Annotated in this window: 9 protein-coding genes and 1 pseudogene; 6 read left to right on the forward strand and 4 right to left on the reverse strand. The window is 70.1% G+C overall.

Annotation, left to right across the window (positions count from 1 at the left end):
- Window positions 1-65: 65 nt before the first annotated feature.
- Window positions 66-1814 carry an RIO1 family regulatory kinase/ATPase gene (locus QEG98_RS12055; protein ID WP_316566840.1) on the reverse strand — a complete coding sequence of 583 codons (1749 nt, stop codon included), beginning with the start codon at window positions 1812-1814 and terminating at the stop codon, window positions 66-68.
- A gap of 306 nt (window positions 1815-2120) precedes the next feature.
- Here QEG98_RS12055 and QEG98_RS12060 point away from each other — a divergent pair, with 306 nt between their 5' ends.
- The 6 genes and pseudogenes from QEG98_RS12060 to QEG98_RS12085 all read left to right on the forward strand — a co-directional run bounded on the left by QEG98_RS12060 (window position 2121) and on the right by QEG98_RS12085 (window position 9404).
- On the forward strand, window positions 2121-2825 hold the full coding sequence (locus QEG98_RS12060; RefSeq protein ID WP_316566841.1) for an EF-hand domain-containing protein: 705 nt from the start codon (window positions 2121-2123) through the stop codon (window positions 2823-2825).
- An 86-nt stretch (window positions 2826-2911) separates the two neighbouring features.
- Entirely contained in the window at window positions 2912-4738 is a 1827-nt protein-coding gene (locus QEG98_RS12065; protein ID WP_316566842.1) for a PAS domain S-box protein, read from the forward strand.
- Window positions 4720-5700, forward strand: coding sequence for a response regulator (locus tag QEG98_RS12070; RefSeq protein ID WP_316566843.1), 981 nt, complete (start codon window positions 4720-4722; stop codon window positions 5698-5700). The genes QEG98_RS12065 and QEG98_RS12070 overlap by 19 nt, the downstream gene beginning before the upstream one ends.
- A gap of 123 nt (window positions 5701-5823) precedes the next feature.
- Window positions 5824-7242, forward strand: coding sequence for a glutathione-disulfide reductase (gor, locus tag QEG98_RS12075; protein WP_316566844.1), 1419 nt, complete (start codon window positions 5824-5826; stop codon window positions 7240-7242).
- Window positions 7243-7324: 82 nt separating this feature from the next.
- Window positions 7325-8619 (forward strand): annotated as a pseudogene (locus QEG98_RS12080) (DNA polymerase beta superfamily protein).
- Window positions 8616-9404, forward strand: a complete 789-nt coding sequence (locus QEG98_RS12085) for a DNA polymerase beta superfamily protein (protein ID WP_316566845.1) — start codon at window positions 8616-8618, stop codon at window positions 9402-9404. The pseudogene QEG98_RS12080 and the gene QEG98_RS12085 overlap by 4 nt, the downstream one beginning before the upstream one ends.
- An 8-nt stretch (window positions 9405-9412) precedes the next feature.
- On the opposite strand, the gene QEG98_RS12090 is transcribed toward QEG98_RS12085, so the two are convergent.
- The 3 genes from QEG98_RS12090 to QEG98_RS12100 form a co-directional block, all read right to left on the reverse strand.
- On the reverse strand, window positions 9413-10579 hold the full coding sequence (locus QEG98_RS12090) for a serine hydrolase domain-containing protein (RefSeq protein ID WP_316566846.1): 1167 nt from the start codon (window positions 10577-10579) through the stop codon (window positions 9413-9415).
- A gap of 34 nt (window positions 10580-10613) precedes the next feature.
- A complete protein-coding gene (locus QEG98_RS12095; RefSeq protein ID WP_171410160.1) occupies window positions 10614-10871 on the reverse strand; it encodes a DUF504 domain-containing protein in 258 nt (85 codons plus the stop codon).
- A gap of 107 nt (window positions 10872-10978) precedes the next feature.
- Window positions 10979-12349, reverse strand: coding sequence for a BamA/TamA family outer membrane protein (locus QEG98_RS12100; protein ID WP_244171662.1), 1371 nt, complete (start codon window positions 12347-12349; stop codon window positions 10979-10981).
- Window positions 12350-12382 lie beyond the last annotated feature (33 nt).

The following is a 12382-nucleotide window of genomic DNA, read 5'->3' on the forward strand; positions in this document are numbered from 1 at the left end:
CCAGACGTGCACGAGGTCATCGAAGTCGGGCCCCGGAGTTCGCTCCGGGAGCCCCGAATGACGGCTCAGGAACCCGCTTCGTGCGAGCCTGGGTCGGACGATGAGGCCGGGCGGGCCACGTAGGAGACCTGGGGCCCGCCAGTCCGCGGTGAACGCGGTCCTCCGCGGCCCTGGGACTGGCGCGGCTGTCGAGGGCCACCCTCGTTGCCGCCATTGCCCGGACGGGATTCCCGGACGGTGTTCTGCGCGGGAGCGCCTGGCATGGACCGAGTCTCGACGACGGGCTCCGGCCTGCCATTGCCGCGCCGCTCGTTCCGGTCGGAGCGAGGCCCTCCACCGCGAGGACCCCTCGGGTTCGCCGGTGAGGCGAAGGCGTCGCCGCGAGGCTTGGTCCGAGATGGACGGCCGTTGTCGAACGCACGCTGCTCATTGCCGGGCACGTTTGGATTGCCACCGCGCGAGTTGGAGCGGGGAGGCCGGCCATTGCGTTGTTCGTTCTGGCGGGGGCCACTCGAGGGCGCGCTGTTCGCGAGCGGCTCATTCGGCTGGGAGCCGCCCATGCCTCTGCCGTTCGCACGCGCGTCATTCTGGCGGGGGCCGTTCTGGAACCTGCCGTTCGCACGAGGCTCGTTCGTGCGCGGACCGCCATTCGAGCCACGAGGCTCATTCACGCGCGGGCCGCCCTGGGGGCCACCACTCGCACGCGGCTCGCTTGGGCGCCCAGGCGCACCGCTGCCTGTCCGCTGCCCGTTCTGCGGCGGCCGTGCGCCGTTGCCTCCGCCCCTCGGCGGGGGCCGGCCTCCTCCAAAACCCCGGTTGCGTCCGCCCCGAGGCGGAGGTGCCGCCACCGCGGGCTTGCCACGCTCACCGCCACCCTGCCTGAGCACCAGCGCCTCCAGCTCCCGAAGCTCGGCCTCGGCGGCCTCTTCGGGCGTCATGTCGCGGGGGGCGGCGACTTGCTCGACCGGCGTGGGCGGCGGCGGACGGAACCCGCCCCTGCGCTCGTCACCCTGGGGCTGGAACCCCTGGTTCCGAGGCCCTCCGCGACCGTGATGGCGAGGCCCGTCCCGGAAATTGCCCGACGGCACGAAGTCCGGGGTGAGCTCCCGGCGCACGTAGGCATTCCAGATTTCGCTCGTGTCGCTCGCGATGCTGTGCAGCCAGGGCGCGGTGCTCGCGAGGAAGTTGCGGACGTTGTCCAGGTCGCGCCGGAAATAGAACTCCGCGCGGTTGTTGCGAGCAGCCGCCACCGTCTGCGGGAAGTCGATGATGACCGGCCCCGCATAGCTCATGAGGATGTTGTACGGGGACAGGTCGCCGTGGATGAGGTCGGCGCACAGCATGTTGATGACCTGCGACCGCAGGTCCACGTAGAGGGCGTGCGCGTCCTCGGGGGTGGTGGGTGGGGCTTCCACCATGCGCGGGGCGGGGTGGCCCTCTGGGTCCAGCACCACCTCCATGAGGAGGATGCCCTCGTAGAACAGCACCGGCGTGGGCACGCGCACACCTTGGGCGTGCAGCTTGTAGAGCGAGTCAGACTCCGCGCTCTTCCAGGCGTCCTCGGCGGCGTTCTGGCCGAAGCGGCTGCCCTTCTCCATGGCGCGGCGCGTGCGCGAGTTGCGCACCTCGCGGCCTTCCCGGTAGCCCACGTTGTTGCGGAAGTTGCGCTCGTGGCGCTCCTTGTACAGCTTGGCCGCGACCACCTGGCCGGCATGCTGGACCAGCCATACCTCGGCCTCTTTGCCCGTCTTCAACTGGCCGATGACGGCTTCGATGATGCCATCGGCCAGGAGGGTCTCTAGCGAGTCATTCATTCCGACGCGGGGTTCCAGTGGGGGCCGGGCAGGATTGGCGGCGCAGTAGCGAGCGTGCGGGCGGCCCTGTTCGCGGCGCACGGCGGCATGTGAACATCTCGCGGGCCCTTCTTGCTACCAACACGGTGCGGCAAGCAGTCAAGAAGGCTGGCGGACGGCCTGCTAGCAGTTTGCCTCCCGGGGTTCCAGGGTAGCCTGGGCTTTGAATGCGCTGGGTGGGTCATCTTGGACCATGTTTTGGGCTTGATTCCAGGCCCTCCCCACCGTCCGCGTTCGCCAGGGGACGGAGGCCGCACCCCATAATGGGTGGGTGGGGGCGCGTGCCGATGCTTGGACCCGAACGAGGGAGCGCTACGATGCGCGCCGTCCAGGGAGGGGTTCATCATGGCGACGAAGTCACGCAAGACGGCTGTTGCGAAGAAGTCATCCCGGCGTACCGCGACGGCGAAGAAGGCCACGCCGAAGAAGGCGGCTGGCAAGGCGCGCGGCGCGAAGAAGACCACCGCGACGAAGACGACGACCACGAAGAAGACGACGGCGAAAAAGACCACGGCGAAGAAGGCGGCGGCAAAGAAGGCCCCCGCGAAGAAGACGACGGCGAAGAAGGCCCCCGCGAAGAAGGCAGCGGCCAAGAAGACCACCGCGAAGAAGGCCACCACGCGCAAGGCGGCGACGCGGCGGACCTCCAAGTCTCGGCGTGAGCGGCCCGTGACAGGGGCGCCCTTCGTCGAGCAGGTGGAGACGACGTCCGCGGGGCTCCAGCCCCTGGCGCCCGTCCACGCCGCGGTGGACGAGTTCACCAGCTCCGGCGACGAGGTGCTCGACATCTTCCAGCGGTACGACCGCGACCGGACCGGCACCATCGACCGTGCGGAGTTCGCGCGCTTGCTAGAGGCGCTGGGGCAGAACATCTCCGACGAGGAGCTGGAAATCGCCGTCGACATCGTCGACACGGACCGCACCGGGAAGATTTCCTGGAACGAGTTCAAGGCCTGGTGGAACAGCCGCTGACGCTCGTTGCAACACCGACCTGGTCCGCGCGCGCGTCTGGCATGATGCGGTCCGAGCGGGCCTTCATTCTCGCGGCAGGGGGAAGGGTGGCTGACCTGGCGTCAAGCGCACATGCAGCGATTTTCGAGCACTCGCGGGATGGGGTGCTCGTGCTGGATGCTGGGCAGCGCATCGTGGAGGTCAACCGCGCCGCGGAACGCATCTTCGGGCCGCGTGCCAGACTCGTGGGGCAGCCGGTGGGGCTGCTCCTGCCCGGCTGGCGTCCTCCCGAGCCCCGCGCTCCCGCCGATGCCGCCCTGCGCGAGACGGAGCTGGCCGGGCATCGCCCAGGCGGCTCTGGCCCCGCGCACTACCTGCGGGTGGTGACGCTGCCCCTGTCCGGAGAAGGGGACGGGGGCTGGGTCTTGCAGCTCCATGACATGACGGCCCGCCTGGAGGTGGAGGCCTCGCTCCGGCAGCAGAAGGAGTTCTTCGAGGCGGTGGTCATCAACAGCCCGGTGGCCATCATCACCATCACCCGCCAGTTCCGCGTGCTGTCGTGGAACCCCGAGGCCACGCGCCTGTTCGGGTATTCGCCGGCGGAAGCGCTCGGCAAGCACATCTTCGAACTGGTCGCCACCGAGCCCACCGTCCTCCCGGAAGCGGAGCAGGCGTCGCGCGAGGTGGTGCAGCGCGGGCGGCTGCGCTCCGTCACCCGGCGGGTCCGCAAGGACGGCAGCGTGGTGGACGTGGAGCTGCGGGCGCTGCCGGTGTCGGTGGGAGGGCGGCAGCTCGGCTTCATCGCCATCTACCACGACATCACCGACCTCGAACGGGCACGCAAGGCGGCGGAGGCGGCCAATCAAGCCAAGAGCCTGTTCCTGGCCACCATGAGCCACGAAATCCGCACGCCGATGAACGCCATCATCGGCATGACGGGCCTGCTCCTGGACCGGGCGCTGACGGAAGAGCAGCGCGACTTCGTCGCCACCATCCGGCAGAGCAGCGAGGCGCTGCTGACGTTGCTCAACGACGTGCTGGACTTCTCCAAGATCGAGGCCGGTCGCTTCGAGGCGGAGCTGCGGCCCTTCGACCTGCGCCTGTGCGTGGAGTCCGTCCTGGACCTGATGGCCGTGCGCGCCAGCGAGAAGGGGCTGGACCTGGGGTGTGACCTCGCGCCGCAGCTGCCGCAGATGCTGGTGGGCGATGCGTCGCGCCTCCGCCAGGTGCTGCTCAACCTGGTGGGCAACGCGCTCAAGTTCACCGAGCACGGCGGTGCGGTGGTGAGCGTGGAGGGATTGGCCCTGGGCGGCGCGGAGGGCGCGGCGGACTGGGAGCTGACCTTCAGCGTGCAGGACACCGGCCCGGGGATTCCCGACGACCGGCGCACCGGGCTGTTCCAGCCGTTCAACCAGTTGGATGCCTCCGTGTCGCGGCGCTTTGGCGGCACGGGGCTGGGGTTGGCCATCTCCAAGCGGCTGGTGGAGGCCATGGGCGGCACCATCTGGGTGGAGAGTGAGGGCGTGCCCGGACAAGGCACCACCTTCCGCTTCACCCTGCGCGCCCAGGCCGCGCCACAGGCCTACGCGGTGCAGCCGCGCCAGGAACAGGGGCTGTTGCAGGGCCGGCGCGTGCTCGTCGTGGATGACAACGCCCTGTTTCGAAGGTTGCTGGGCCGGCAGCTCCAGGCGTGGGGCCTGGTGCCCGTGGAGTCCGCGTCGGGGATGGAGGCGCTCGCCCAACTCGAGGCGGGGGCTTCGTTCGACGCGGTGCTCATCGACCACCACATGCCGGGGCTGGATGGCACCGCGCTGGCCGAGCGCATCCGGCAGCGCGAGGAGACGCGGGGCCTTCCCCTGGTGCTGGTGTCGACGCCGGGCCGGCGGGGCAATCCCCCGAGGGCCTGCTCGCGGCCGTGTTGTCGCGTCCGCTGAAGGACTCGCAGCTCTACGACGCGCTGGTGTCGTGCTTCTCGCAGCACCTTCCCCAGCTCCCGGAGCCCCGGCAGACGCGGCCCTCGCAAGCGGGGCCCTTTCCGGGGGAGCGGCCGGGGGACACGGTCCCGCTGGACATCCTCCTGGTGGAGGACAACGCCACCAATCAGAAGCTGGCGCTGCTCGTGCTGGAGCGGCTCGGCTACCGCGCTGACGTGGCGCTGAACGGCCGCCAGGCGCTACAGGCGTTGTCCCAGAAGCGCTACGACGCGGTCCTCATGGACCTGCAGATGCCGGAGATGGACGGCCTGGAAGCCACGCGCCGCATCCGCCAGGAACTGCCGCCCAAGGCGCAGCCCTGGGTCATCGCGATGACGGCCAACGCCATGGACTCCGACCGGGAGCAGTGCTTCGCGGCGGGCATGGATGACTTCCTGGGCAAGCCCATCCGCGTGGAGGCGCTGACGGCGGCGCTGCTGCGCTGCCAGCCCCGGCGTTCAGAGGTAGCACCGGAGCGGCGGGTCGCGAGCGGCGCGGTCGCGCTGACGCCGCTGCGAACGGTCATGGAAGGCCTGCCGGACGCGGCGCGCATCCCGGGCCTGGAGTCTGCCGCGCTCGCCCGGCTGTGGGCGGAGCTGGGGGCGCAGGCGGCGCAGATTCTCCCCGAGCTCATCGACACCGCGCTGCACAGCATGCCGGCGCTCCTGGAGGACGCGTACTCGGCCCTGGTGCGTGGGCACGCGGACGACCTGGGCCGGGCGGCGCATACGCTCAAGTCGAACGCGGCCTGGTTCGGTGCCAGCGCGCTGGAGTCGCAGGCCCGCGACATCGAATTGCAGGCGGACTCCGGGCTGCTGGAGGACATGCCCGAGCGGCTCGAGCGGTGCCGGACGGAGCTCGAAGTGACGCGGCTGCTGCTGGGCCGCCTGCGGGACAGCGTCCTGGCCCTGTCCGGCGCCTGACACGCGGAGAGCGGGGCGGCCCGGATTCCGCGGCGGAGGCGCACGTCGACGGTGCGCGACGCCCCATCCGAGCGCTATCTCTTCAGGCTCATTCGCGAATGCCACCGAGGAGATTCAAAGCGCATGGCCCGATACGACTTCGACCTGTTCACCATTGGCGGCGGCTCTGGCGGTGTGGCGGCCAGCCGCAGGGCCGGGGCACACGGGGCCCGGGTGGCGGTGTGTGAGGACCGCGACGTGGGCGGCACGTGTGTCCACCGCGGCTGCGTGCCCAAGAAGCTCCTGGTGTACGGCGCGCATTTCCGGGAGGAGTTCCAGGACGCGGAGGGCTACGGCTGGACGGTCCAGGAGCCGCAGTTCACCTGGAGCAAGCTGCTGGCCGCCAAGGACAAGGAGTTGGACCGGCTGCGCGGCGTGTATGCGCGCCTGTTGCGCGACTCGGGCGTGACGCTGATGGAAGGACGCGGGCGCGTGGTGGACCCGCACACGGTGGAGGTGGCCGGAAAGCTGTACACGGCCGAGCGCATCCTGATTGCCACCGGCTCGCGGCCCTACCTTCCGCCCGACATCACCGGCATCGAGCACGCCATCACCTCCGATGAGGCGCTGTCCTTCCCCGAGCTGCCTCGGCGGCTGGTCGTCGTCGGGGCCGGGTACATCGGCGTGGAGCTGGCGGGCGTCTTCCACGGGCTGGGCTCCAAGGTGACGATGTTGATTCGCGGCGCCAGCGTGCTGGGCGGGTTCGATGACGACGTCCGCTCCTTCCTCACGGAGGAGATGCGCAAGAAGGGCATCGAGCTGATGACGGACACCTTCATCCGGGACATCGAAAAGCGCGCCGAGGGTGGGGTGAGCCTGCTGACGGGCGGGGGCGAGACGGTGGAGGCGGACGCGGTGCTGTTCGCCACCGGGCGCGTTCCCAACTCGGGGGGACTGGGGCTGGAGGAAGTGGGAGTGGTGCTGGACGCGCGCGGCGCGGTGGTGGTGGACGCGTGGTCCCGCACCTCGGTGGAGAGCATCTATGCGGTGGGCGACATCACCGACCGCATCAACCTCACGCCAGTGGCCATCTCGGAAGGGCGTGCCCTGGCGGAGACGCTCTTCAACGACAACCCGACGCAGATGGACCACACCAACGTACCGTCGGCTGTCTTCAGCCAGCCGCCCGTGGCCTCCGTGGGGATGACGGAGCAGGAGGCGCGGGAGCGCCATGGGAAGCTGGACATCTACGTCACCAGCTTCCGCCCCATGAAGCACACCCTGAGCGGGCGCAATGAGCGCACCATGATGAAGGTGGTCGTGGAGCGCGAGTCCAACCGCGTGCTCGGCTGTCACATGGTGGGGGCGGACGCGCCGGAAATCATCCAGGGACTGGCGGTGGCGGTGAAGTGTGGCGTCACCAAGAAGCAGCTCGATGCCACCGTGGGCATCCACCCCACCGCGGCCGAGGAGTTCGTCACCCTGCGCGACAAGCGGCCGGACCCCGACGAGCGGCTGGCGGCGGAGCTGGGCCATGATGCGGCGGTGTCTACCCGGCGCTGAGGCCCGCCTCGGGTCGGGTCAGGGGGCGCTCGTCCCGCCGTCCCTGGGCGGCTTTCGCACTGATTCGAGAGGTGACGACCCCATGAGTGATTCCTCGACGGAGGCTCCCTCCCCAGGCGGCGCGCGCATCCGGGGCATGGAGCAGGTGGACCGGTTGTCGGTGCCGCTGCCCCACGGCACCGAGGTGACGACGCGCGTGGAGCGCCGGCCTCGGGAGGCCGGCGCATTCCGCAGGGCGTGGTGGGCCGTGTGGTCCGCGCGCATGACGGCGGCTTCGACGTGCAGATTGTCGGCGTGGGGGAGGTGTGGTTCGCGCGGGACGAGCTGGTGCCCCGGCGCCCGGGACAGGTGCAGTTCGCCCAGCGCCGCGAGGCGGCCTGGAGCGCGCTGACGCCGTGTGTGGTGCTGGAGACGCGCGTGGGCAGCCATGCATGGGGGCTCGCCGACGAGCGCTCGGACGTGGATGTGCGGGGCGTGTTCGCCTTGCCGCTCCCCTGGCGGTTCGGACTGGTCGACGCGCCCAGGGATTTGGTGAGCGCGGATGGCAGCACCACGTACTGGGAGGTCCACAAGGCGGTGGAGCAGGCGCTCCGCGCGGACCCGAACACGCTGGAGACGCTCTTCGTTCCGGGCGTGAAGGCGTTGGATCCGGTGGGCGAGTGGCTCCTGGCGGAGCGTGACGCCTTCGTGTCCAAGGCCCTGTTCGGCAGCTTCGGGCGTTACGCCATGAGCCAGCTCGACAAGCTCACGCGCAGCCAGCGACTGGCGGAGCATCGGGACCTGCTGCTCGAATGGCTGTGCGAGGAGCCCGCGCCGGACCTGGACGAGGTGGCGCGCCGGCTGTCGGCCGTATCGCCCCGCGAGGCGCCGTCGGCGCAGGACGCGCTGCTGGCGGCGAAGACGTACGTGAAGCAGCTCTACCGCTCGCTCTGGGACCAGGGGCTGTTGGCGGCCAACGACTTCAAGGCGCTCACCGCCTATGCGCGAAGCGGCGGTCAGCGGCCTCCTTCCGCGCGCGAGCTGCGCCCGAAGAACGCCTACAACCTGCTGCGGCTGGTGGCCACGGCGACAGGGTGGCTGCGCGAAGGCACGCCGATCTTCGAGGCCACTGGCGCGCTGAAGGCGAGGCTGCTGGACATCAAGGCGGGCCGCGTGCCGCTGGAAGACGTGCTGCGGGACGCGGAGGCCCTTGCGCCGGACCTGGAGGCCGCGCACCGGGAGAGCCGTCTGCCGGAGCATCCGGACTACGAACGCGCGGACCGGTTGCTGCGGCGCGTGGGCGAGGAGCTGGCGCGGCGCTGGGTGCTGAAGGAGCCCGGGCCGCTGGGACGTGACGCGCCGGAGGCCCCGGTCATGGGGTGGAGGGATTCGGAATGAAGGGCACCTTGACGGAACATCAACGCGCGATGGCGGACCGGGTGCTGGACGAGGAGTCCCGGCACCGCGCGCATCTGGTCGTCTCCCTGTCCGGAGCGCACGCCTATGGCTTCCCCTCGCCGGACAGCGACCTGGACCTGAAGTCCATCCACGTCGCGCATACCGCGGCGTTGTTGACGCTCCAGCCCGTGCATGTCCCCACGGAGCGACTGGAGGTGCTGGAGGGCGTGGAGGTGGACTACTCGTCCAACGAACTGCTGCCGGTGCTCCAGGGCATCCTGCAAGGCAATGGGAACTACCTGGAGCGGGTGCTGGGGGCCATCCCCCTGCGCGTGTCTCCGGAGCTGGAGTCGCTGCGTCCGCTGGTGCGCGCGGCGCTGTCGCGCAAGATGTACCGGCACTACAACGGCTTTGCCCAGGGACAGCTGCGCGAGTGGGAGAAGAGCGGCTTCCGTTCGGCGAAGCGGCTGCTCTACGTGCTGCGCACCACGTTGACGGGCACCCATGCGCTGCGGACCGGCGTGGTGGAGACGGACGTCACGGAGCTGCTGTCGCGGTACGGCTTCGCGGAGGCCCATGCCCTGGTGGAGCAGAAGCTGCGCGGGGAGAAGAGCGAGCTTCCGGAGGCCCTGAGCGAGCGGTGGCGCGGCGAGGTGTCGCGCGCGTTCGAGGTGCTCGAAGCCGCGCGGGCGGACTCGGTGCTGCCCGAGTCGCCGCCCGATGAGGCCGTGGCCGCGCTGGAGGCGTGGATGCTGGACCTGCGGCGGAGGCGCTTCGACGGATAGCCGCTGGTTCAGGGGGCCAGCGCCGCCCGGATGAGGGGCTTCACCTCCGTGGAGAGGCTCATCGCGAAGCTGACGACGCCCGCGCCCGGGTCATCTCGCTGGAGGTGCATCCCGAGGACGGCGTAGTAGCCCGCCTCCCGGTCCACCCAGGGCGTCCATCCGAACGCCCCTGGCGAGCTGATGACGGCGCAGCCCTGCGCGGGCGTGGGGCACTCCAGCCACGCCGTCAGGCCGTAGCGGAGGTCCAGGCCCATGTCCGCCGCTGGCGAGTTGCCGACGACGACGTCAGGGAAGGGCTCGACGGCCTGTGCATCGAAGAGCTCCGGCGTGCCCACGACACCGCCGGCATGCGTGCCTCGGTGGAAGACGAGCGCCAGCAGGGGCGCGTACTCATTCATCGACGCGCGCAGCCCGCCCGCCACCAGGGGATTGGTGGTGCCCAGCGGGTGATTGGGCGCGGTGAAGTAGGTGACGCCTGAAGGCAGGCCCAGCGGCTGGGCCAGCGTCTCGGTGAAGAGGGCGTTCCACGTCTTGCCCGTGCTCACCTCCGCCATGCGCGCGGCGACATGCAAGTGCGTGCTGCCGTAGTCGAAGCGCGCCCCGGGAGCCGCGACCTGTGGGGTCTGGGCGATGCTGGCGACACAGTCCGCCAGGGTGATGCCGGATTGGAACGTGCAGAGGTGTGAGGGCTGCAGTCCCGACGTGAAGGAGAGCAGGTGTCGCAGGGTGATTCCCGCTTTGTTCCCCGTCCAGCCGAGCACCTGGCCCGTGGTGGAGTCCAACGAGAGACGGCCCTGGCGGATGAGCTCGAAGAGGAGGGCGCCAGACACCATCTTCGACGCGGAGGCCACGGCCACCCGCCGGTCCGGCGCGAAGTCCCCGACGATGTGCTCGTACACCTTGCGGTCCTGCGCGTCGTACACCGCGAGGCCCAGTCCTGGGACGGAGGAACCCGCCTCGGCGACGCGTGCCTCCAGCACGGCGGTCACCGTGGTCCACGGCGAGCCGGCGTCCGGCTCCGGGGTTCCGGCATCGTCCAGAGGGCTCCCCGCGTCGGGCTGGGGAACTCCCGCGTCGGGGGCGGATGGAGACGCGCCTCCATTCGGGGTGGGCGCGTCCGATTCACCACAGGCAGCCAGGACGACTCCAAGGAGGACCAGCAGCGTTCTCCGCATGCCCGTCATCTTCGCATCCGCTCCCTTCAACCCGCTACCCGGGCGGAGGTTGCGGCGAATTCAGCAGGTCCAAGCGCTGCTCGCGGTCCCAGACCACCTGGTGGCCCCGCTTGAAGTACCAGACGCGGTGCCAGGGAATCTCGCCGTCCGGAACGAAGGCCGCGAACGGCATCTCCTCGCGCGTCTCACCATGGGCGTCGTAGCCGATGGTGAACTCGCGGGGGTCGAACCGCGGGTCCCACTGGATGCGGTGGTAGACCTCGCGGCTGGTCGTGAAGCGTTCGTCGGACATGGCGGACTCGCGGGAAGCGGGGAGGGGAGACGCGCATGCCCTCATGACATGGAGGCATGGCGCGCCGCACCCGACGCCCCACCGCGGGGCTGCCTGACGTGTCGTCCCTAGGACGGATTCACCCCCGCCACCAGGTAGAAGCGGAACTCGCCCGAGTTGACGCTGTAGGCCGCGTCCACGCCCACCAGGGGCAGCACGATGTTGCGCAGGTACAGCCGCAGGCCGGCGCCCACGCCCTGGGCCACCGTGGCGTTGCCCAGCCCGTCTTCCGCGTCGGGCAGGTAGCTGCGCACCACGCGCCCATTGACGTCCCGCAACTCCCGGTCCCCGGGCAGCTTGCGCCACATCATCATCCCCGTGTCGGAGAAGGCGACGCCGCGGAAGGACAGCGGGTTCACCGTGAAGAGGGGGAAGTGGTACTCGGCGGTGAAGGACAGGCGCGTGTCGCCCCGGAACTGGCGGTAGACGAAGCCGCGCAGTGAATTGCCGCCCATCACGAACTCCTGATGGAACGGCAGGTCCACCCCCGCCACGGCCTCGCCGCGCAGCACCAGGTTGTGTTCACCCACCAGCCGCAGTCCATGGCGGTACAGCAGTCCGAAGCGCTCGTAGCGGAAGTCACTGCCGACGCCGGGATTGGAGCGCTCGTAGGAAGCCTCCAGGTTGAGGCCCTCCATCACCGCGTGCAGGTTCTGCCGCGTGTCGATGCCCACCATCAGCCGCAGGGATGCATCCTGCTGCGACGGGCCCAGGGAGAACGCGGGCGTCGTCACCTCCTCGGAGGTGTCGGGGGACTTCGCGTCGATGGACATCAGCCGGTACTTGGCCGCCGCGCGGACGCGCTCGAACAGCAGGAAGCCCAGCTCTCCGGCGATGGACGCGGAGTTCATCCGCGTCCGTCGCACCACCTCTGGGCGCCGCTGACCGGAGCCGGCCTGGTACTCGTCTACCCGGTCGCTGCGAAGCTGGCCTTCCAGGCTGAAGCGGAGCTGGGGCAGCCCGAAGAGGTTCGGGTCCAGGAAGCCCGCGAAGATGCCGCTCTCCGCCGTGCTCACCTGGGCCGCGGTCGCGAACTTCTTGCTGCGACCCCAGAGGTTGTTCTCCGCGTACAGCACGCCGCCGCCGACGTTGTCGGATTGCAGCACGAAGGTGGGCGCCACCACCCAGGAGGCCTTGTCCTCCACCTCCAGAATCAGCCGCACCCGGCCCGGCCCGGAAGGCTCGTAGCTGACCTTCACCTCCTGGAAGAGGCCCGTGGCGACCAGCCGCCGCTCGACCTTGGCCAGGTCCTCGAGCGTGAGCGGGTCTCCTTCCCCCACGCGCGCATAGGCGCGCACCGTGTCCGGCTGGGTCTTCTCCGGGCCGCGGACCACCACTTCCTCGACGACCGGGTCTGACTCCGTGATTTGCGCCGGTGCCTGGGACGCCAGGAGGCTCAGCCCCAGCGCCGCGCACCGAACCCACACGCGTCTGCTCATCACTCGTTGCACGTCCGTGAAAGGGGCTGCCGG

It is taken from the genome of Myxococcus sp. MxC21-1 (assembly GCF_032612255.1).
Lineage (GTDB): Bacteria > Myxococcota > Myxococcia > Myxococcales > Myxococcaceae > Myxococcus > Myxococcus virescens.

What these genes read in the sequence shown, in the direction of transcription:
- QEG98_RS12055 (WP_316566840.1), bottom strand. Translation starts at nt 1,814, where the DNA reads ATGAATGACTCGCTAGAGACCCTCCTGGCCGATGGCATCATCGAAGCC.
- gor (WP_316566844.1), top strand. Translation starts at nt 5,824, where the DNA reads ATGGCCCGATACGACTTCGACCTGTTCACCATTGGCGGCGGCTCTGGC.
- QEG98_RS12085 (WP_316566845.1), top strand. Translation starts at nt 8,616, where the DNA reads ATGAAGGGCACCTTGACGGAACATCAACGCGCGATGGCGGACCGGGTG.
- QEG98_RS12090 (WP_316566846.1), bottom strand. Translation starts at nt 10,579, where the DNA reads ATGCGGAGAACGCTGCTGGTCCTCCTTGGAGTCGTCCTGGCTGCCTGT.
- QEG98_RS12095 (WP_171410160.1), bottom strand. Translation starts at nt 10,871, where the DNA reads ATGTCCGACGAACGCTTCACGACCAGCCGCGAGGTCTACCACCGCATC.
- QEG98_RS12100 (WP_244171662.1), bottom strand. Translation starts at nt 12,349, where the DNA reads ATGAGCAGACGCGTGTGGGTTCGGTGCGCGGCGCTGGGGCTGAGCCTC.